The 21,719-nt window shown below is 53.8% G+C and carries 20 protein-coding genes; 8 read left to right on the forward strand and 12 right to left on the reverse strand.

The features are described 5' to 3' along the window. Positions 1 to 3: 3 nt before the first annotated feature. The 3 genes from tehB to mgtE all read left to right on the forward strand — a co-directional run bounded on the left by tehB (position 4) and on the right by mgtE (position 2,538). Positions 4 to 603, forward strand: a complete 600-nt coding sequence (gene tehB, locus AC6I8W_RS15450; protein WP_497835722.1) for a tellurite resistance methyltransferase TehB — start codon at positions 4 to 6, stop codon at positions 601 to 603. A 196-nt stretch (positions 604 to 799) separates the two neighbouring features. Next, on the forward strand, positions 800 to 985 hold the full coding sequence (locus AC6I8W_RS15455; RefSeq protein WP_497835723.1) for a YfgG family protein: 186 nt from the start codon (positions 800 to 802) through the stop codon (positions 983 to 985). A 119-nt stretch (positions 986 to 1,104) separates the two neighbouring features. Further along, positions 1,105 to 2,538, forward strand: coding sequence for a magnesium transporter (mgtE, locus tag AC6I8W_RS15460; protein ID WP_497835724.1), 1,434 nt, complete (start codon positions 1,105 to 1,107; stop codon positions 2,536 to 2,538). Between the two features lie 13 nt (positions 2,539 to 2,551). On the opposite strand, the gene AC6I8W_RS15465 is transcribed toward mgtE, so the two are convergent. From AC6I8W_RS15465 to AC6I8W_RS15480, 4 genes are read right to left on the reverse strand one after another with little or no spacing between them, the layout of a single operon-like run. Continuing rightward, entirely contained in the window at positions 2,552 to 3,334 is a 783-nt protein-coding gene (locus AC6I8W_RS15465) for a DUF3750 domain-containing protein (protein ID WP_497835725.1), read from the reverse strand. Between the two features lie 57 nt (positions 3,335 to 3,391). Then, positions 3,392 to 4,228: a hypothetical protein gene (locus AC6I8W_RS15470; RefSeq protein WP_497835726.1), complete on the reverse strand. Its 837-nt coding sequence runs from the start codon at positions 4,226 to 4,228 to the stop codon at positions 3,392 to 3,394. A gap of 1 nt (position 4,229) precedes the next feature. Next, positions 4,230 to 5,177, reverse strand: coding sequence for a fatty acid desaturase family protein (locus tag AC6I8W_RS15475; RefSeq protein ID WP_497835727.1), 948 nt, complete (start codon positions 5,175 to 5,177; stop codon positions 4,230 to 4,232). Between the two features lie 12 nt (positions 5,178 to 5,189). Next, positions 5,190 to 5,894 (reverse strand): class I SAM-dependent methyltransferase, encoded by a 705-nt coding sequence (locus tag AC6I8W_RS15480; RefSeq protein ID WP_497835728.1) that lies wholly within the window; start codon positions 5,892 to 5,894, stop codon positions 5,190 to 5,192. Positions 5,895 to 6,209: 315 nt separating this feature from the next. Here AC6I8W_RS15480 and AC6I8W_RS15485 point away from each other — a divergent pair, with 315 nt between their 5' ends. Then, positions 6,210 to 7,103 (forward strand): oxidoreductase, encoded by an 894-nt coding sequence (locus AC6I8W_RS15485; RefSeq protein ID WP_497835729.1) that lies wholly within the window; start codon positions 6,210 to 6,212, stop codon positions 7,101 to 7,103. 7 nt (positions 7,104 to 7,110) lie between these two features. Here AC6I8W_RS15485 and AC6I8W_RS15490 read toward each other — a convergent pair whose 3' ends face one another. Next, complete coding sequence (locus AC6I8W_RS15490) at positions 7,111 to 7,698, reverse strand: TetR/AcrR family transcriptional regulator (RefSeq protein ID WP_497835730.1); 588 nt, start codon at positions 7,696 to 7,698, stop codon at positions 7,111 to 7,113. 106 nt (positions 7,699 to 7,804) lie between these two features. Between AC6I8W_RS15490 and AC6I8W_RS15495 the strand changes: the two genes are divergently transcribed. Next, complete coding sequence (locus AC6I8W_RS15495; RefSeq protein ID WP_497835731.1) at positions 7,805 to 8,917, forward strand: NADH:flavin oxidoreductase; 1,113 nt, start codon at positions 7,805 to 7,807, stop codon at positions 8,915 to 8,917. 57 nt (positions 8,918 to 8,974) lie between these two features. Here the strand turns inward: AC6I8W_RS15495 and guaA are convergent, their stop codons facing one another. Both guaA and guaB read right to left on the reverse strand, forming a co-directional pair. Beyond that, a complete protein-coding gene (gene guaA, locus AC6I8W_RS15500; protein ID WP_497835732.1) occupies positions 8,975 to 10,555 on the reverse strand; it encodes a glutamine-hydrolyzing GMP synthase in 1,581 nt (526 codons plus the stop codon). Positions 10,556 to 10,627: 72 nt separating this feature from the next. Beyond that, complete coding sequence (guaB, locus tag AC6I8W_RS15505) at positions 10,628 to 12,094, reverse strand: IMP dehydrogenase (RefSeq protein ID WP_497835733.1); 1,467 nt, start codon at positions 12,092 to 12,094, stop codon at positions 10,628 to 10,630. A gap of 170 nt (positions 12,095 to 12,264) precedes the next feature. Between guaB and xseA the strand changes: the two genes are divergently transcribed. From xseA to AC6I8W_RS15520, 3 genes are read left to right on the forward strand one after another with little or no spacing between them, the layout of a single operon-like run. Continuing rightward, a complete protein-coding gene (gene xseA / locus AC6I8W_RS15510; RefSeq protein WP_497835734.1) occupies positions 12,265 to 13,638 on the forward strand; it encodes an exodeoxyribonuclease VII large subunit in 1,374 nt (457 codons plus the stop codon). 58 nt (positions 13,639 to 13,696) lie between these two features. Continuing rightward, positions 13,697 to 14,710, forward strand: a complete 1,014-nt coding sequence (locus AC6I8W_RS15515; RefSeq protein WP_497835735.1) for a M4 family metallopeptidase — start codon at positions 13,697 to 13,699, stop codon at positions 14,708 to 14,710. After that, positions 14,686 to 15,042, forward strand: coding sequence for a protealysin inhibitor emfourin (locus AC6I8W_RS15520; RefSeq protein ID WP_497835736.1), 357 nt, complete (start codon positions 14,686 to 14,688; stop codon positions 15,040 to 15,042). The genes AC6I8W_RS15515 and AC6I8W_RS15520 overlap by 25 nt, the downstream gene beginning before the upstream one ends. Before the next feature lie 70 nt (positions 15,043 to 15,112). On the opposite strand, the gene AC6I8W_RS15525 is transcribed toward AC6I8W_RS15520, so the two are convergent. From AC6I8W_RS15525 to AC6I8W_RS15545, 5 genes are all read right to left on the reverse strand, one after another. After that, entirely contained in the window at positions 15,113 to 17,542 is a 2,430-nt protein-coding gene (locus tag AC6I8W_RS15525; RefSeq protein ID WP_497835737.1) for a glucose/quinate/shikimate family membrane-bound PQQ-dependent dehydrogenase, read from the reverse strand. Positions 17,543 to 17,938: 396 nt separating this feature from the next. After that, a complete protein-coding gene (locus tag AC6I8W_RS15530; protein ID WP_497835738.1) occupies positions 17,939 to 18,175 on the reverse strand; it encodes a zinc ribbon domain-containing protein in 237 nt (78 codons plus the stop codon). 52 nt (positions 18,176 to 18,227) lie between these two features. Beyond that, positions 18,228 to 19,718: a ribosome biogenesis GTPase Der gene (gene der / locus AC6I8W_RS15535; RefSeq protein ID WP_497835739.1), complete on the reverse strand. Its 1,491-nt coding sequence runs from the start codon at positions 19,716 to 19,718 to the stop codon at positions 18,228 to 18,230. A gap of 177 nt (positions 19,719 to 19,895) precedes the next feature. Next, positions 19,896 to 21,077, reverse strand: a complete 1,182-nt coding sequence (bamB, locus tag AC6I8W_RS15540; RefSeq protein WP_497835740.1) for an outer membrane protein assembly factor BamB — start codon at positions 21,075 to 21,077, stop codon at positions 19,896 to 19,898. Positions 21,078 to 21,096: 19 nt separating this feature from the next. Further along, entirely contained in the window at positions 21,097 to 21,714 is a 618-nt protein-coding gene (locus AC6I8W_RS15545; protein WP_497835741.1) for a YfgM family protein, read from the reverse strand. Positions 21,715 to 21,719 lie beyond the last annotated feature (5 nt).

Here is a 21,719-nt window from a genome sequence, read left to right on the forward strand (position 1 = left end):
ATTATGACCATTCGTCCTGATAACTATTTCGCGGAAAAATATGGCCTGACGCCACCGCATTCAGAAGTGCTGGAAGCGCTACCTAAATTAACACCAGGCAAAGCGCTGGATCTGGGCTGCGGCCAGGGTCGCAACAGCCTGTATCTCAATCAGCAGGGGTTTGATGTGACCGGCTGGGACAGCAATCCGCAGAGTCTGGCGCGACTCCAGCAGATTATCCATGAGGAGCAGTTGCAAAATATTCGCGCGGAAGCCTGCGACCTGAATCAGGTACGCTTCAACGGCGAATATCAGCTGGTGCTCTCCACGGTGGTGATGATGTTCTTGCAACCGCAGACCATCCCGCAGTTGATTGCGGATATGCAGGCCAGCACGGTGAAATATGGCTATAACCTGATCGTCGCGGCCATGAGCACCGACGATTATCCCAATCCGCTGGACTTCCCTTTCACCTTTAAATCCGGGGAGCTCAGTCACTACTATCGCAACTGGCATATCGTGAAATACAACGAGCATGTCGGTGAGTTGCATCGTCGTGATGAACATGGCCAGCGCATTCGCTGTCGTTTCGCCACGCTGCTGGCGCAAAAGGCGAGTTACTGACCCGTAGCGGCGCGATTTATCGCGCGGGTTTTTCCTGCAACGCGCACGAAATTGCGCGATAAATCGCGCTGCTACGTGCTGTGTGTGGGTGTCTTTAACCTTTTCTGCTCATTTTTCACACAGCGATTGATTTACCGATCTAAGTATGACTAAATGTTGCAATCGCCCAGACGGGTATCAACAGGAAACTCCCCGCGTGAATAACGCTTTCCCCGCACGAAGACGTCCCAAAACCGGTTCGATGACACGCATTGTTTTGCTGATCAGTTTTTTTATTTTGGTTGGCCGTCTGATTTTCACCATCCCGGGTGCCATTGAGCATCATCAGCAGAAGAAAACCACGTCCGACCCGGTGACACAAAGCAGTAACGACACGCGTTAATGAAGTTGCGAGCCACTGCGCCAGCACATTGTCCCTTGAGACGATGACGATTGTTACGTCCTGTTTACCCGTAACGCGCTACACTTCGACCTGATATCTACAGACACAAAGGACGCGTTATGTCTGCCACGCCCGCGCAACAACTCACTGAAACCCGTCATCGCATTCTTAACCTGCTGCTCACACAAAACGATCTGGTCGATGTGCTGCTGGATAAATCGGTTGATCTGCCTGCCAGCAAACTGAAGGAAGTCAGCGAGTGGCGTCATCAGTTGGAAAGCGATTTGCAGCTGCTGCACGCGGCGGATTTGGCCGATATTCTTGAGGCGCTGCCACAGGAAGAGCGTCAGGCGCTGTGGCGTTTAGTCCCAAGTGAACAGCGTGGCCGGGTGTTGGTGGAAGCATCCGAAACTGTCTGGGCCAGTCTGACTGAAAGCATGACCGATCGCGAAATCCTGCGCGCTATCCAGCCGCTGGATATTGATGATCAGGCTTATCTGGCGCGTTATTTGCCGCGCGATCTTACCGGACGTCTGCTGACCACCCTGGATCCCAGCGAGCGCGCCCATGTACTCAGCGTGGTGGAGTTTGATCGCGATCGGGTGGGCCGCATTATGGATTTCAATATTCTGACAGTGCGCGCCGATGTCACCCTTGGTACTGTGCAGCGCTTTCTACGCCGACGTCAGACGATGCCGGACGGCACCGATAAACTATTTATCACCAATAAAAGCAATCAACTGCTGGGTGAACTGCCTCTCACCACAATCCTGCTTAATCCGCCGCAAACACGGGTAGATGAGGTGATGAATGCGACCCCAATCACCTTCCAGCTTAACGATAAAGCCGAAGATGCCGCGGGTGCATTTGAACGTTATAACCTGATTTCCGCCGCCGTCACTGATGCAAAAGGTAAGCTGATTGGCCGCGTCATCGTCGAAGACGTGATCGACCTCGTCAATGAAGAGAATGAGAGCAATATCCGTAAAATGGGCGGAATCAGCCAGGAAGAGGATGTGTTCGCGCCGGTACGCAAAGCGGTGAGTAAACGCTGGGCATGGCTGGCGATTAACCTCTGCACTGCATTCGTGGCTTCTCGGGTTATCGGCCTGTTTGAAACGACCATTTCCCAACTGGTGGCGCTGGCGACCCTGATGCCGATTGTCGCCGGGATTGGCGGCAACACCGGCAATCAAACCATCACCATGATTGTGCGTGCGTTGGCGCTGCATCAGGTGGAGCCGGGCAACTTTTCATTTCTGATCCTGCGCGAATTAGGCGTCGCGCTGCTTAACGGCGTGTTCTGGGGCGGCATCATGGGCGCTGTCACCTGGATGATGTACGACAATCTGGCACTGGGTGGCGTGATGATGCTGGCGATGGTGCTGAACCTGCTACTGGCTGCGCTGATGGGAGTGCTGATCCCGCTAATCATGACTAAGCTGAAACGCGATCCGGCTGTCGGCTCCAGCGTGCTGATTACCGCCATCACCGATACCGGTGGATTTTTTATTTTCCTCGGCCTCGCCACCCTGTTTTTGTTACACGCTTAGTTTTTCCGGGCAATTAACCCGGCGGATTATCCTGCTGCACGTTGTCGCCGCCAATGCCGCCAATAAAGGGCAAACGCAGACGCAGTGGGGTAAAATCCAGCCCCAAATTTAAACCCAGAACATTCAGTTCAAAACCCTCTTCGGCACCGAGGGTTACTCCCGCCACACCCAGCACCGACACCTGAATCCCCCGCCCTGATGGCGGCAATCCGATCGGACGCCACAACGGACGATAATCTTTACCCACCGCGTTGGCGGGTAAATCCAGCTCCAGCGCAGGTACTTCACGACCAATATGGGCGAGGAAGGTATTACTGTTTGGTCCAGGCCAGGCATGGTAGGTCTGCGGCCAGGGGTAGGATTTAATCGCCGCTTCGATCTGTGGAATCATCGCCTGCGCCGCTGCGCCACGATGGTCGACCAACAATCTCGGCCTTGCGCCATACCAGTAACCATCCGGGAGATTGGCGTTATGACGCACTTTGTCGTCGCTACCCCAGCTTATCACCTCATAGCGGTTGTAACGTGTTTCACCGGCGCGTTTAAAGATGATCCACGGATGTACCGCTACGGCCCCTTTCCAGCCATAGGTGGGTGCCGCATAGACCTGCACAATAGCTTGTGAGGCATAGACGCGGGGATCGGGTGCGATACCGGCAGAATCACGCCGTGCCGACCACCAGCCACCGCGTTCGCTGGATAACATACCGCCATGCGTGGCTTGTGCCAGGCTGGCAAACAGCGACAACAACACGATGATAAAAACACCAATAGAAAATGCTTTGATGGTCAGCATGGCAACATCCGGCGAGAAAACAGGCCATTCACCATAACCTGTCTCTCGCGGGCCTGCTTAACGTGATGTGGCTTTCGGGGTCAGTTTCAAAAAGCGCATCATGCAGGGGCGACGTTCAGAGGTAAATAACAGACGATTGTCGTCGGTCATATCCCTTAATTCTGGCAGATGGCTGGTTGTACGGTCGATACGCTCAACCATTTCGATTTCAAAGAAGTGATGCGCGTTACGCAGCAACTGAGCATATTTTTCCAGGAAATCTTCAACCCAGTTATGCACCTCAATAATAATGGTGCACGCTTGTAATTTCGCTAAAAAAGCCCGGGTCAACAATTCAAATTCAAATCCTTCGATATCAATCAACACCAGCGAACGTTGTAGCTCTTCTGGCCGTAACGATGACAGGCTCTGCTCATTAGCCTCACCGAGGATTTTCAGTTTTCCCGGTGCCTGATTACGCTGCCAGTTAGTCAGAATGGTTTGCTGCCCTTTTTCCGACTGCTCAAAACAAATGCAATTGTTGATTTTTTTCGACACCAGCATGCCAATGGCGTAATAACCATCCGCCGCGCCGATATCGATAAAATGAGAAAACCGATCGTCAGGCAAGGTTTCAATAAAATCGAGCAACTCTTTCTCATATAGCCCGAGGCACTGTGAACCTAAATCGAGCTTACCCCACCAGGTCTCACGATTTAAATGCAGGCCTGTAAACGGCCCATATTTAACCTGACCATTAACCGAGTCAAAAACCTCCAGTGAGATGCGTTCCTGTCGCTCACGCACCGTCTCCTGTTGCCACAACGCACGCTGTTCCGCAGTGGCTTTCTCTGCTCTGGCCATCATCGGTGCGAAATATGTTTTTTCCGCATCAATGAGTTCTTCAATATTCATGTCACTCTCCAGATAAGCTGGCTACATCCTGCGATTTTTGCTGTTTGCGTCCAACTTCATCCCAGAAGGTGGTGAAGAGATAACCCACACCGACCTCTTCAAACGCCACGCCGGCAGCCTTTAATCGCTGATTCAATTCAGGCAGATGATAGTAGGGAATGGCGGGCATGATGTGATGTTCACAATGGTAATTCATGTTGGCATAGAGGAATGCCAGCCATACCGGTAATCTGATGGTACGGGAATGGCCTAATGGCCCAATCTCTTTTTGATCTTCCAGCCCCAGATGCTGCGCCTGTGCCAACATACGATTCGGTAACTGGCAGGAAAACTGGGCAACAAAATAAGCCAGCACCACCCAGAGGCTGCGCGTTACGAGATAGATACTGAGATAAATCAGAGCATTAATCACTAAAATTTCAATCGCTGCTCGCTGGATATTGACCTTAATGGCAGAAAATGAGGCGGGAATGATCCCGCAGGCATTTTTGACCGTATAGCTGACCTTGCGCCACATAAAAGTATAATCAAACAGCGCGTAACGGATAATATTCGCGACACTCCAGTTCTGAAAACTATGCCCCTCGTCATCGTCATCATCGAAGGTTTTACTGTGATGACGCATATGGCTGGCTTCAAAAAATGCCCGATTATTAAATGTCACCGCAGCAGAAAAGCGGAAAAGTAGCGGATTTACCCATTTGGAAGAGAAAACACGCTTATGAAATAACTCATGCGCGTAACCAGCATAACCCCAAAAACTGTGCACAAAACCAAGCAGCAGGATAGTTAATATCAACAACACCATTTGATGTTGCACTTTAAATAATAAAAAGATGAGAAATAGCTCAATCCCCAGACGCAGCAAGAAATGCAGCGAGGCAATCTTGTTATTGGTCGCTGACAACGTTCTTAATGTGCCTTTATCAATGATATCGATGATGCGCATTTTGCCTCCAGTTTAGAAACCGACAAAAGCAAAGGCACACAACGAATTCTTCACATGGAATATTTTCAGGTCATTGCGGGAATTCAGATATTGGGTGACGTCACTGTGAATACCTGATGCATAATCATGCCAAATCACGATGCCCTGACGTACCGCCTGCAAAGCGTTTTCAGTGTCGCTTTGAATAATATCGTAAGCATGACCACCATCGACAAAAACATAATCCAGTTCACCGAATGCCTGGAGAAAATTAACCTGAGTCGAATCCTTTTTAATCAGGTTAACGCGCCCGCGTTGTTCATGGCTTAAGTTCTCCAGATACACCACACCTTCAATGGATTGCGTATGGCGCAGGAAATCATCATTCACATTACCGTCGGTGAGAATTTTCTCGTTATCAAACTGGGTTTCTACACAGGCATCATTCGGTAAATCGAGAGAGTAAATTTTAGCATCGCTGTTCAATGCCAACAGCGTCGTGGAGTACCCCAGATAGGTGCCAACTTCAAGGATGGTTTGCGGCGGCGCGATTTTTAACAGGCTGAGCAGGACGATCTGATCAACCAAGGTGATGCTGCCAATTTCTACTGGCGGGAAAAGCGTGGATATTTGCTGATCGGCGGAACAGATATTTTTCAGGGTGAGGAGATCTTTTAACTTTATCTCATTGATTCCATTATTATAACTGGATAAAAAATCAATCACTGAACTGTTCACATCCCTCTCCTCACACCTTGCTAACGCGATTCGCCATTGTTTTGTTCTGAACCACGACAGGGGAACAGAAGCACATTGTCGTTATCTTAACGTTTCGCACTCGCCTACCGTGGGGCAAATAGCAACCGCTTTTGCGGATAATTCTGCTGATTGGCAGGGTGAAGTTGACGCTTGAGGGTTAAAAGTCTGCTACGTTATTCTGTCATCATTTACTGGAAAAATTGTGGCACATTCCGTAGCGGCGCGATTTATCGCGCAGGTTTGAATAGCGCGATAAATCGCGCCGCTACGCATTCTTGCGGAAAGAGAGTGACGATGAAAAACGAAAATCCCACTGTTGCGCTGATTGGCCCTGGCGCTATCGGCACCACCATTGCGGCTGCGTTGCATGAAGTGGGCCGCACACCGACGATTTGTGGCCGCACGGCACATACGCAGTTGGTATTGCGCTACGACGAGGGCAAGATTACCGTGCCAGGGCCAGTGCTGACCAATCCGGCGGAAATATCAGCCCCTTTCGATATGGTTTTTGTTGCGGTCAAAACCACCCAGATTGCAGCCACCGCCCCCTGGCTGGCCGCGTTGTGCGATAAACAGACGGTGGTCTGCGCGCTACAAAACGGTGTTGAACAGCAAGCGCAGCTCAACCCTCTGGTCTCAGGTGCCACGGTTATCCCCTCGGTGGTGTGGTTCCCTGCGCAACGTGAACCAGACGCCTCCGTGTGGCTGCGCGCTAAACCGCGCCTGACCCTGCCGGATACGCCGCAAACCCCTCTGGTGGTGGCTGCGTTACGCGATACACGTTGCCTGGTGGATGTGTCAGACGATTTTAAAACGATTGCCTGGCGTAAGCTGCTACAAAACGCAGTTGCCGGGTTGATGGTGCTGGCAAATCGTCGTGCAGGCATGTTCTCTCGCCCTGATATTACCGGACTGGCGCTGGCCTATCTGCGCGAATGCCTGACGGTGGCACGCGCCGAAGGCGCTAACCTGAGCGATGTAGTGCCACAGGAAATTGTTGATGGCTTCCATCGTGCGCCTGCGGATTTAGGCACCTCGATCCTGGCGGATCGTCAGGCAGACCGCCCGCTGGAGTGGGATATCCGCAACGGCGTGGTGCAGCGTTATGGCCGTATCCACGGCATTGCGACCCCGATTAGCGATGTGGTGGTGCCGCTGCTGGCGGCGGGCAGTGATGGGCCGGGTTAAGTTTTACTCATTGTTTATCAAGCATTTTTATCAGTAGCGCCGATGCCCAGGCGAAGTCGGGCAAGGTATCGGCGAATAAAATACGATAAATAATCGGGGCAATCACTTCATCCATCACCTGCTCCGTTTCAGGAGGTATTTCGCCACGCTGTAACGCCCGAAGACGAATAGCGTTGATTTGATCATGATGACGCTGTTGGCAGCGTAAACGATTTTCGTCACTTTCCGCGCCAGCAATGTCACGTAGTAGCTGGCGTCCGGTTGCGGTTGCCAGCTCATCAACATACTCTTCCAGCCAGTGACTGAAATCCCCAGACATACTACCGGTATCTTCGGGTTCAGAATCCGGCAACAGTTTCTGTAACGCGATATCGGAGATCAACTGCCCCAGAGATCCCCAACGCCGATAAATTGTCGTTGGATTGACCGCCGCCTCCTGCGCGATGGCATGAACACTCAAATTCTCAGCCCCCTGATCATTCTGCAAACGTGCGACCGCAGCGTAAACCGCAGCCTGAATGCGCGCCGCGCGTCCACCAGGACGTGGTGCCGATCGGGTATTTATCTCTTTCTCACTCATCATGCTTCTCGTCATCACGCATTTCTTGATCAGGCGAACATAAAAGCAAATAAGTTGCTTTTATGCGAGCATAGATTTATAAAAGCAACAAAATTGCTTTTATTGCTCACCGGAGAGAATCATGCATCCTTTAAAAATGTTGTTTTCCCCTTACAAGTTAAAAAATTTACTTCTACCTAACCGTGTAGTGATGGCCCCCATGACGCGTTCCTTTTCTCCGGGAGGCATACCGACCAGGGAGGTTGCTGCTTATTATCAGCGTCGGGCAGCCGCAGGTGTAGGGTTGATTATTACTGAGGCCACCGGAATTAATCGCCCGGCATCTGTCAATGAACCTGATGTCCCGCTATTCCACGGTACTGCGGCATTGGCTGGCTGGAAGAAAGTTGTCGATGAGGTACATGCCGTAGGTGGCAAGATCATGCCGCAGCTTTGGCATGTTGGAACCAAGCGTTCTATTTTTCATCGCGACTGGCAGGCTGCCGCCAGCGTCGAAGGTCCTTCCGGTTTATCGATCACGGGCGACCGCATTGGATCGCCAATGAACGATGCTGCGATTGCCGACACCATTGACGCTTTCGCACAGGCTGCTGTAGATGCTGAACAGCTAGGATTTGATGGAATAGAAATACATGGCGGCCACAGCTACCTGATCAACCAATTTTTCTTCGAACACCTCAACCTGCGCAACGATCGCTGGGGTGGAGAGTCGCTGCTGGCACGTTCACGTTTTGCGATCGAGGTACTGAAAGCCATCCGCCTGCGAGTTAGCACCGATTTTCCCGTGCTGTTCCGCTTCTCGCAGTGGAAAGCGCAGGCTTTTGATTCCCGTATCGCTGAAACACCCGATATTTTAGGTAAGTGGCTCGCTGCATTGGTCGATGCTGGTGTGGATGTCTTTGACTGTTCACAGCGTCATTACTGGGATGCTGCATTTCCTGAAGTTGATAGCACACGGAATATGGCTGGCTGGGTAAAAAAACTCACCGGCGTAACCAGCATTGCCGTCGGTGCTGCCGGGCTAAGTGGCGACGTATTTTCTTCACTGGCAGGAAAACAGTTTGCAGCCGCATCGCTCGATCCGCTATTGGAAAGGCTGGAACGGGGTGAATTTGATTTGATGATGGTAGGTCGTCCGTTACTACAGGACGCGCAATGGCTACAAAAAATCCGTTTGGGACAGTTTGATCAATTGGCAGGATTTAATACTGAGGCTTTAAAAAGCCTGAATTGAAAGAAAAAAAGCCCGCAAGAATGCGGGCTTAGGATGATTATGCCACTAAAGCAGGAATCACTCCCACTCAATGGTAGCCGGTGGTTTACCCGAAATATCGTAAACCACGCGTGAAATACCGTTCACTTCGTTGATGATGCGGTTGGAGACGCGGCCAAGGAAGTCATATGGCAGGTGCGCCCAATGTGCGGTCATAAAATCGATGGTTTCGACAGCACGCAGCGACACCACCCAATCGTATTTACGGCCATCGCCCATCACGCCTACCGAACGGACCGGCAGGAATACGGTGAACGCCTGACTGACTTTGTTATACAGGTCAGCTTTGTGCAGTTCTTCGATGAAGATGGCATCGGCACGACGCAGCAGGTCGCAATACTCTTTCTTCACTTCGCCCAGCACGCGTACACCAAGGCCCGGCCCCGGGAACGGATGACGGTACAACATGGCGTATGGCAAGCCCAGTTCCAGACCGATTTTGCGCACTTCATCTTTGAACAGCTCTTTCAGCGGCTCAACCAGACCCAGTTTCATCTCTTTCGGCAGGCCGCCCACGTTGTGGTGCGACTTGATCACGTGCGCTTTGCCGGTGGCAGAGGCCGCAGATTCGATCACGTCCGGATAGATGGTGCCCTGTGCCAGCCATTTCACGTCGGTCAGCTTGCCCGCTTCTTCGTCGAAGACTTCAACAAACACGCGACCGATGATTTTACGTTTGGCTTCCGGATCGTTTTCACCCGCCAGCGCGTCAAGGAAGCGAGCTTCCGCCGCCACGTGGACAATGTTCAGGCCGAAGTGGTCACCGAACATCTCCAGCACCTGATCGGCTTCGTTCAGACGCAGCAGGCCGTTGTCGACGAATACACAGGTCAGACGGTCGCCAATCGCGCGGTGCAGCAGCATCGCGGTGACTGAAGAATCTACACCGCCAGACAGGCCAAGGATAACTTTGTCGCTGCCTACCTGCTCGCGAATCCGCTCAACCGCATCTTCGATAATTTTTGCCGGGGTCCACAGCGCTTCACAGCCGCAGATATCGCGGATAAAACGCTCCAGCATACGCAGCCCCTGACGAGTGTGGGTCACTTCCGGGTGGAACTGCACGCCGTAGAAACGCTTCTCTTCGTTCGCCATGATGGCAAACGGACAGGTTTCGGTGCTGGCGACGGTGACAAAGTCAGCCGGGATGGCAGTCACTTTGTCGCCGTGGCTCATCCACACGTCCAGCAGCGGTTTACCGGCGTCGCTGATGGCATCTTCGATGTCACGAATCAGCGCGCTTGGGGTGATCACTTCAACCTGCGCGTAACCAAACTCACGTTCCGTAGAACCTTCAACTTTACCACCCAGCTGCATCGCCATGGTCTGCATGCCATAGCACACGCCCAGCACCGGTACGCCAGCGTTGAAGACATATTCCGGCGCACGCGGGCTGTCCAGCTCAGTCGTACTTTCCGGGCCGCCAGAAAGAATGATGCCGTTCGGGTTGAACTGACGAATTTGCTCTTCGGTGACATCCCACGCCCAGAGTTCGCAGTAGACGCCCAGCTCACGCACGCGGCGCGCGACCAGTTGCGTATACTGAGAACCAAAATCGAGGATCAAAATGCGATGTTTATGAATATTTTCAGTCGTCATTGCGGCGTTTCCATTGGGATGGACTTAATAATAAAAGCGCCCGGCCAGAGCCGGGCGGTAAATCTTACGGGATTATGAACCCATGCGGTAGTTCGGCGACTCTTTGGTGATGGTCACGTCATGTACGTGACTCTCCTGAATGCCCGCGCCGCTGATGCGCACAAATTCTGCCTTAGTACGCAAATCATCGATAGTCGGGCAACCGGTCAGACCCATACAGGAGCGCAGGCCACCCATCTGCTGATGCACGATCTCTTTCAGGCGACCTTTGTAAGCCACGCGACCTTCGATACCTTCCGGCACCAGTTTGTCAGCCGCGTTATCGGTCTGGAAGTAACGGTCTGAAGAACCTTTAGACATCGCACCCAGTGAACCCATACCACGGTAGGATTTGAATGAACGGCCCTGATACAGCTCGATTTCACCCGGAGATTCTTCCGTACCGGCCAGCATGGAACCGACCATGACCGCCGCCGCACCAGCCGCGATGGCTTTCGCGATGTCGCCAGAGAAGCGGATACCGCCATCGGCGATCACCGGAATGCCCGTGCCTTCCAGCGCTTCAACAGCGTCAGAGACGGCGGTGATCTGCGGAACACCGACGCCAGTCACGATACGAGTAGTACAGATGGAGCCAGGGCCGATACCCACTTTCACCGCGCTCACGCCGGCCTGCGCCAGCGCCAGAGCGCCTGCACCCGTGGCGACATTGCCGCCAATGATCTCGAGGTCCGGGTATTTCGCACGGGTTTCACGGATACGTTGCAGTACGCCTTCAGAGTGACCGTGTGAGGAGTCGATCAGCAGAATGTCAACGCCAGCGGCAACCAGCGCGTCAACACGCTCTTCGTTGCCCGCACCCGCACCGACCGCAGCACCTACACGCAGACGGCCCTGCGCATCTTTACAGGCGTTGGGTTTACGTTCGGCTTTCTGGAAATCTTTTACGGTGATCATGCCCAGCAGGTGGAAACTATCGTCCACCACCAGCGCTTTCTCAACACGTTTTTCGTGCATTTTCTGCAACACGACGTCGCGGGCTTCACCCTCTTTCACCGTGACCAGACGCTCTTTCGGGGTCATCACCGCAGAAACTGGCTGGCTCAGATCGGTCACGAAACGCACATCACGACCGGTGATGATGCCCACCAGTTCGTTATCGGCGTTAACCACCGGGTAACCGGCAAAGCCGTTACGCTCGGTCAGTTCTTTCACTTCCGCCAGCGAGGTAGTCGGCAGGACGGTTTGTGGTTCGGTCACCACGCCGCTTTCGTGTTTCTTCACCTTGCGAACTTCATCCGCCTGGCGCTCAATTGACATGTTTTTGTGGATAAAGCCCAGACCACCTTCCTGTGCCAGCGCGATCGCCAGACCGGCTTCGGTCACGGTATCCATAGCCGCTGAGAGCATTGGGATGTTCAGACGAATGTTTTTCGTCAGTTGGGTGCTGAGATCGGCCGTGTTTGGCAGAACGGTAGAATGAGCAGGAACGAGCAGAACGTCGTCAAATGTGAGTGCTTCTTTTGCGATTCGTAGCATGGCAATATCTCAACCTGGGGGTGAATGAGAACAGATAAAATATTGCCGCGGCATTATACAGGCCGAAATCGGTTGCCTCCAGTGTTTTTTCAGAAAAACTCTTGATCCCCTGTACCAGCCATGTAGTATCGGTTGATTAACCCTCTGATTTGATATTTGATCTCCATCACATGTCGCTACCGCCAACCGCCAATATTTTTACTGTCAGCCGCCTGAATACCACGGTGCGCCAACTGCTGGAAAATGAAATGGGCCTGGTGTGGCTCAGTGCCGAAATCTCCAACTTTACCCAACCCGCATCCGGTCACTGGTACTTCACCCTGAAGGATGATGGCGCGCAGGTACGCTGTGCCATGTTCCGCAACAGCAACCGTCGGGTGGCTTTCCGTCCTCAGCATGGTCAGCAGGTTTTGGTGCGCGCCAGTATCACGCTGTACGAACCGCGTGGCGACTATCAGCTGATTATCGAAAGCATGCATCCGGCCGGTGAAGGCTTGTTGCAGCAGCAGTTTGAGCAGTTGAAAACCCGGCTGGCGGCAGAAGGCTTGTTTGATCAGCAATTTAAACAACCATTGCCAGACCCGGCGCGTCAGGTTGGGGTGATCACCTCAGCAACCGGCGCAGCGTTGCACGATGTGTTGCGCGTGCTGCATCGTCGCAATCCTTCCCTGCCGGTCGTGATTTATCCTACGGCGGTACAGGGAGTGGATGCGCCAGCCGCGATTGTGCGCGCCATCGAACTGGCGAACCTGCGAGATGAATGTGATGTGCTAATTGTCGGACGCGGTGGCGGTTCGCTGGAAGATTTGTGGAGCTTTAACGACGAACGGGTGGCACGCGCCATTTTTGCCAGCCGCCTGCCGATTGTCAGCGCCGTCGGGCATGAAACTGATGTCACCATCGCCGATTTTGTTGCCGACCTGCGCGCGCCGACACCGTCAGCGGCTGCCGAACTGGTGAGCCGTAATCAGTTGGAGCTGCTGCGCCGTCTGCAATCCCAGCAGCAGCGGCTGGAAATGGCGATGGATTACTATCTGGCACAGCAGCAACGGCGCTACACGCGTATTCTGCACCGTTTGCAACAGCAACACCCACAGTTGCGGCTGGCGCGTCAGCATACCGCGCTGCTGCAACTGAAACAGAAATTGAACGATGCAATGGATCAGCGTCTTCGTAGCGCACGTCGACAGCAGGATCGCCTGCAACAACGCCTGAACGGACAGCAGCCACAGCCACGTATTCTGCGGGCACAGCAACAGCTGCAGCACTGGCAATACCGACTGCAACAGGGCATGCAAAACCAACTGAATCAGCAGCGCCAGCACTTTGGCGCTCTGGCGGCACAGCTGGAAGGGGTCAGCCCGTTGGCAACGCTGGCGCGCGGTTTTAGCGTCACCACCGATACCCAGGGCCATGTGGTGAAAAAAATGCAGCAAGTGAGCAAAGGCGACCTGCTGCGCACCCGGCTGGATGATGGTTGGGTGGAAAGTGAAGTGACCGCCCTCACCCCGCAAAATACAACCGGACGTAAACCCCGTACCTAATCGCGCCGCGAAGACCTGGCTATACTTTCTGGGACATTCATCTGCCAGGGAGTCTGGTATGCCTTACAGCGTGATTCCTCCTTACATCCTGCGCAACATCATTGCGCATGGCTCCGTTCCTCAGCAGGATTATGCGCGCCGCACTCTGACCCACGTTCAGCATCTGATGGCGGAACATAAGCGCACCGCGTCTCCCAACAGCGCCGTAACCCCGGGTCAGGTGGTGCGCGCCATTTACGATGCCGAACATACGCAAACCCTGCCCGGCACACTGATTCGCCAGGAGGGCCAGTCCGGCAACGGTGATGTGGCCGCTGAAGAAGCCTGGGACTACCTCGGCATCACTTACGATTTCTACTGGAAAATCTATCAACGCAACTCGCTGGATAACCAGGGGCTGAAGCTGGATGGCACTGTGCATTATGGTAAGGAGTACCAGAACGCCTTCTGGAACGGCCAGCAAATGGTGTTTGGTGACGGCGACGGTGAGATCTTTAATCGCTTTACCATCGCCATCGACGTGGTGGCACATGAGCTGACCCACGGTGTAACCGAGAGCGAAGCCGGGTTAGTTTACTTCTCACAATCGGGGGCACTGAATGAGTCGATGTCGGATGTGTTTGGCTCACTGGTGAAACAATTTAACCGGCAACAAACCGCCGATCAGGCTGACTGGATCATTGGTGAAGGGTTGCTGGCAAAAGGAATCAACGGACGTGGCCTGCGTTCCATGTCGGCTCCCGGCACCGCCTACGACGATCCGATGTTGGGTAAAGATCCGCAACCCGCCGATATGGCGCATTACATCGAAACCCGTGATGACAACGGCGGCGTACACCTTAACTCCGGCATTCCTAACCGGGCGTTTTACCTCGCTGCGAAGGCGCTGGGCGGCTTTGCCTGGGAACTGGCGGGTCAGGCATGGTACGACACGCTTTGCGATAGCAGCCTGCCACAGGATGCTAATTTCAGCACTTTTGCTGGCTTTACCATTCAACATGCCAACAAGCGTTTTAATCGCTCGGTGGCGGATGCGATTCAATCTGCATGGCAGGAAGTAGGTGTGACGTGAACATTCCCCCGCTAACCGATGATGCGATTATTGAGCTGGCACGTGAGGGCGGGCTGGCATTTATCCCGCGTTTGCGTGGCGAGCGACGTTTTGCACTGGCACAGTTGCCTGAACCACAAAAACAGCGGGTATGTTCCGTGCTTGAGCAGGCGATGCCGCTGGGTGAACCGGAAGATCAGGCCGCCAATATCGGTCGCGGCGATCAACGCTATTTCCGCCTGCAAATCAGCTATGCCACCCATCAACAGGCCGGAACGATTGTGATATTGATTCCGGAACAGGTAGCACCTCCCGAGTTGGAAGCCCTGTGGCGTGATGGTGAGCAGGCATAAAAAAAGGACCGGCGATGTCGGTCCTTTTTTCGTTTACCCGGCCAGCAGGCACTGGCCGAAGCAGTGACGGTTACGGCAGCGCGTAGGCGATCACGTAATCACCACGGTCCGGAGACTGACGAGCACCGCCTGCGGAGATCAGGATGTACTGTTTGCCAGTTTTCGGAGACACGTAGCTGATCGGGCCACCCTGGCTACCGACTGGCAGACGGGCTTTCCACACTTCTTTACCGGTTGAGCTGTCAAACGCACGCAGGTAGTAATCCTGAGTACCGGCGAAGAACACCAGGCCACCCTGGGTTGCCAGTGAGCCACCCAGCGTCGGCATACCGATAGGCATCTGTGCGTGCATTTTAATACCAAACGGACCGGTATCCTGCACCGTACCTACCGGCACCTGCCAGACGATTTTACGGGTCTTCATATCAATCGCCGACATGGTCCCAAACGGCGGAGCCTGGCACGGGATACCCAGCGGAGACATAAAGCGGTTTTTGTTGACTGCATACGGCGTGCCTTTCAGCGGAACCGCACCCATACCGGTGTTCACCGCCTCGCCACCATTGCTGGTAGCCGCTTTGCTGGTATCCTGCGGAACCATCTGCACCCACAGGCCGAGACGCATATCGTTGACGAACATGTACTGGTTGTTCGGGTCAAACGAGATGCTGCCCCAGTTCATGCCACCCAGTGAACCTGGGAAGCTGAGGGAGACATCGGTGTCCGGTACGGTGAACAGACCGTTGTAACGCATGGATTTGAAGCTGATACGACACATCAGTTGGTCGAACGGCGTAGCACCCCACATATCAGACTCTTTCAGGGTCTGGTTACCGATGTTTGGCATTTCTACCGAGTGCGGCTGAGTTTTGGTGTATTGCTCGTTCGGGATATGGCCCTGCGGCATCGGCAGTTCTTCAACTTTGGTCAAAGGCTTGCCGGTCAGGCGGTCCAGCACCCAGATCATACCGGTTTTCGCACCGATCACGACCGCAGGCTTGGTGGTGCCATCCTTCATCGGGAAGTCAACCAGGCTCGGCTGCATCGGCAGATCGAAGTCCCACAGATCGTTATGGACGGTCTGGTAAACCCACTTCTCTTTACCGGTAGTGGCATCCAGCGCCAGAATTGATGCACCGTATTTGTGATCCAGTTTGGTACGATCGGCACCATACAGGTCAACAGACGAGCTACCCATCGGCAGGAACACGGTGTTCATGGCCGGATCGTAGGACATCGGTGCCCAGGAGTTCGGGGTACTACGGGTGTAGTCTTTGCCCGGCATCAGCACGGCATTCGGGTCCACGTTGCCTGGGTCAAACGCCCAGCGCATCTGGCCAGTGATGACGTCGAAGCCACGCAATACACCGCCCGGCATGTCAGTCTGCACGTTATCCGCAACACGACCGCCAACCACCACGGTAGTCCCTGCCAATGCAGGAGCGGAAGTCAGCTGATATTGTGGGTCTGGTGCGTTGCCGAGGCCCGCTTTCAGATCCACCACGCCGTGATTACCGAAGTCTTCACAGAACTCACCGTTGTCAGCGTTGATAGCAATCAGACGCGCATCGATGGTGTTCATCAGGATACGACGCTGACAGGTATCACCCGCCGCCAGAGTCACCGGAGTCACCGGCGTTGAGCCAGGTTGAGTCGGTTGCGTCAGCGGTTTGGTCGCGTCAAAGTACGCCAGGCCACGGCAGCGGTTCCACACCTGAGACTGGGCGTTGATTTCACGTTTCCAGATCTGCTTACCGGTATCGGCCGCAACAGCGATCACGTTGTTATGCGGCGTACACAGGTACAGGGTGTTGCCAACCTGCAACGGGGTTTCCTGATCTTCCGCACCGTTGCCGGTCGGGCTGATCGGGGTGTCACCGGTGTGGAACGTCCAGGCCACTTGCAGGTCTTTCACGTTGTCACGGGTGATCTGGTCCAGCGCCACAAAGCGGTTACCCCCCGGGGTGTTGCCGTAGTTGTCCCAATCTTTCTGCTGTTTCGCTTTATCCACCGGAATCAGCGGCAGCTCTTTGCCTTCAAACGCCACCGTCGGGTGCGGCTGGAACATCTGCACAAAAGTCGCCACCATACCCACGGCAATCACCGCAGAAAGTACGTAAGACACTTTTGCCAGAGAGGTTTTGCCTTCAGCTTTACGCAGAGCAGGCCAGGTCACGAAGGCCAGCAGCATCAAGCCTGCCGGAACCATCAGACGGGATACCAGCGGCCAGAATACCCAGCCTGCATCCACCAGCGCCCAAATCAGGGTGCCGACAAATACCAGGATAAACAGCGTGACCGCCGAGGATTTACGACGGAAGAATTGAATCGCCGACAGCAGTATCACAATACCGCTGATGAGGAAGTACCAGCTGCCGCCAAGGGAGACCAGCTTGCCACCACCGATGGCGAAGAACAGGCCAACGGCCAACAGGACCAGTCCTAACAATACAGACCAGATGCTCAACCCTTTACAGGGGCGAGCGGAATTTTCTGCCATAACACAAACTCTCCTGAAAAAATAAAGCGCAGGTGCCGAATACTGGGTGTTGTCCGGTCACAGATCCCCTGCCCTGCCTGTGGCAGGAATCGTTTCGTTTACGTCTTTATTTTAGAACTATTGGTACGGGTGCGACGCCCGAGATGCAGTCTTGTGAGGAAGGACACAGCGAAGCGCTATTGAGACTCGCCACAAGGCGGCAGGATTGTACCACCTGGTACATTAAAAAGTGAACATCCATAACGCAGGAGTTACTGAGCAATAGCATTTTTGCTACAAATCCAGTCGTAACTTATTAAAATTTAAGAAGCTGAAATGGCATATTTCCTTAGCGGCGCGATTTATCGCGCGGGTTTTTCTTACATCGAGCGCGGAACTGTGCGATAAATCGCGCCGCTACGATTCTGATGGGTCGGTAACGTCTGGAATAAACGCCACACGTTTTTTCGAAATCAACCCATCGCCGTGCTGGCAAAAATAATCCACCGCGCCACAGGCTTTCAGCACCTGCAATGGTTGATGGCAATTCGGGCAGATGGCGATCTGATCAAAATGGCTGCCACAGTGGCGACAGTCGAATCCCGCCTCGCTGTGAGTGAGTAATTGCTGACAATTGGGACAATTGGCGCTCATATCGTTCTCCAGACAGATAAAAAAAATGAGGGCCAATCTGGCCCTCATCATCTTATTTCTTGTTCTTTTTCAGGTGCGCCATCAGACGCTTACGTTTACGTTGTTGCGTTGGCGTCAGCAGGTTACGTTTGCCCGCAAACGGGTTATCACCCTCTTTGAACTGGATACGAATCGGCGTACCCATCACATTCAGCGAACGGCGGAAGTAGTTCATCAGATAGCGTTTGTAGGAATCCGGCAGATCCTTTACCTGGTTGCCGTGAATCACCACAATCGGCGGGTTATAGCCACCGGCATGCGCATATTTGAGCTTCACGCGACGACCACGCACCAGCGGTGGCTGATGGTCATCAGCAGCCATATTCATGATGCGCGTCAGCATCGAGGTGTTCACACGCTTGGTGGAACAATCGTAAGCTTCCGTCACCGACTCAAACAGGTTGCCCACACCGCTACCGTGCAGTGCCGAGATAAAATGCACGCGCGCGAAATCGATAAAGCCAAGACGGAAATCCAGCGTCTCTTTCACTTCATCTTTCACTTCCTGCGACAGGCCATCCCATTTATTGACCACGATGACCAGTGAGCGCCCACTATTCAGGATAAAGCCCAGCAGAGACAGATCCTGATCGGAAATGCCCGCACGCGCATCAATCACCAACATCACCACGTTGGCGTCTTCAATCGCCTGTAGCGTTTTGATGACCGAGAATTTCTCTACGGTGTCGGTGATTTTTCCGCGTTTACGCACACCCGCGGTGTCGATCAGAATATATTCACGATCGTCACGTTCCATCGGGATGTAGATGCTGTCACGCGTGGTGCCTGGCATGTCATACACCACCACACGGTCTTCACCCAGGATGCGGTTAGTAAGCGTTGACTTACCTACGTTAGGACGGCCAACGATAGCCAGTTTGATCGGCAGCGTGGTCGGGTCGAAATCCTCTTCTTCCTCATCGATCAGCTCCTCGCCGTTCTCTTCTGCCGCTAACGCTGCCCAGTAGGCTTCGTTTTCGTCTTCTTCACTCACTTCCAGCGGTGCCACTTCGTCCATCCACGGCAGCAGCGCCGTTTCCAGCAACGAGGTCACGCCACGGCCATGGGAAGCCGCGATGGCGTGGATCTCACCGAGACCCAGCGCGTAGAAATCCAACACCGCCGCTTCCGGATCGAGACCGTCAGTTTTGTTCGCCACCAGAAAAGTCGCTTTCTGACGCGAACGCAGATGATTGGCAATTTGCTGATCGGCTGGCATCACACCCGCACGGGCATCCACCAGGAACAGCACCACATCAGCTTCTTCAATCGCCAGTAGCGATTGCTCCGCCATGCGGTTTTCGACGCCTTCTTCGGTGCCATCGATACCACCGGTATCAATAACAATAAACTCGCGCCCTTCCACTTCGGCGCGACCATATTTGCGATCGCGAGTCAGTCCAGGAAAATCCGCCACCAGCGCATCACGGGTGCGCGTTAAGCGGTTAAACAGCGTAGATTTTCCCACATTGGGACGCCCAACCAGCGCGACCACAGGTACCATAACACTTGCCTCAGTTTTTTAAATTTAATCGCCCGAATGGCGTGATTATAACGGCATTTGCCGTAAGGTTCAGGCTGAAGGCGCTAAGAATACCATGCCTGACTAAAAACGAAACGGCCCCTGATAAATCAGGAGCCGTTGCAGCAGACGAGAATCACTTCCCGCAGAGCTGAACCCTTAACGGGAAATCGCGTAAACCTCGCCGTCTTTCGACTGGATCAGCAGCTTGTCACCTGCCACCACTGGTTCAGTCTGGAAGCCGGAGCTGTCGAGTTTCTGCTGTGCCACAAAGCGGCCATCCTGCGTGTTGATCCAATGCACATAGCCTTCGCTGTCACCCACTACCAGGTAGCCGTCGAACAGCACCGGGGAAGTCAGATTGCGATGCAGCAGCTCACTCTGACGCCAGATAGCCACACCGCCATCCGCGTTGAGTGCGTCGACACGGTCATTCTGATCAACCAGGTAAATACGGCCACCATCAACAATCAGATCCTTCACACCACCGATTTCGCGTTTCCAGACAATCTGGCCAGAACGCAGGTCCAGTGCCGTCAGGTTGCCGTTGTACGCCAGGGCGTAAACCACACCGTTCACAATCACTGGCGTGGTATCAACGTCATTCAGACGATCGATCTCGGTCGCCCCGCTCGGCTGCGAAATACGCTGCTGCCAAATCAGCTGCCCCTGATTCATGATCACTGCGCTGACACGACCGTTGTCGCCGCCGACAATTGCACCACCAAAGGCAACCGCTGGCGCGGATTCACCACGCAGCGACAGCGCTGGCATATCAAGGTTGACGCTCCACTTAATGGCACCGGTCGCCTGATCCAGTCCCTGCAACTGACCGTTGCTGGTGTGAATCAGCACCAGACCATCACTGACCACCGGACGCGATAATGCTTCACCGGCGACTTTGGTCTGCCAGGCAATGCTGCCATCGCTGGTATTCAGGGCAAAAACCTGGCCGCGTTCACTACCGATAAAGATGTGATCGCCATTAGCGGTAACGCCACCAGACAGCAGTGCGGAGATGTTTTTCGAGAAGAAGCCGGTCTTCTCAGAGAGATTCACTTTCCATTTTTCTTTGCCGTTGCTGGCATCGAGCGCTTTCACAATGCCAAAGCGGTCAGCTGCGTAGACAGTGCCGTCCTGCCAGGCCGGATGCAGATTGGAGTAGAAATCACCCACACCATCACCAACCGAAGTGCTCCACGCGGTCTGCGGCGTAAACTGGTTTTCTACCTTCGGCAGCGGGGCCATTTTCACTACATCTTCTTCGCCGCTGAACAGCGAGCAACCGCTGAGCAGGGTGACTGAAATCAGCCCTGGCAGCAGGTATTTACGTAATTCCATGTGCGCTCTCTTGACTGGCTTAACTTAAGTTATTCATCTTCATCTGCAACATTTGCTTCAGTGCCGGAGACGCTTGTGACTCCGCACCTTTACTCCAGGCATCACGCGCACCTTGCTTGTCGCCTTTACTCAGCAGTGCTTCGCCACGAATGTCCGCCACGATAGCTGTCCAGCCATCACCCTTAACATTGTTGAGGGTCGAAAGTGCGGCATCGGCCTGATTTTGTTGCAGTTGAATGCGTGCCAGACGCAGGTTAATTACCGCCTGCAGGTTGGCATCTTTAGTATCTTTCAGCCCGCTCTGTAACAGAGTAATGGCTTTGTCCAGCTGATTGGTCTCAACGTACTGCTTCGCCAGATCCAGAGACGCCAGCGCACCGTAGGTGTTGTTGTTTTCACTGGCAAAACTGGCAACCGCTTCCAGCGTTTGCGGCTTGTCAGCCTGCATGGCGCTGGTCAACTGCTGATACTGCGCAGAGGCTGCTTTGTCGTTTCCGGCCTCATGACTGGCCCAAAAACGCCATCCACCTAATGCCGCGATACCAATGACAACGCCTACCGCCAGTGCCTTGCCATTGTTGGCCAAAAAGCGACGCAGCGCATCAACCTGTTCGTTTTCGTTGCTGTAAACTTCCACGCAAT

Source organism: Pantoea sp. X-Soil-TKNS-1211, assembly GCF_059730495.1.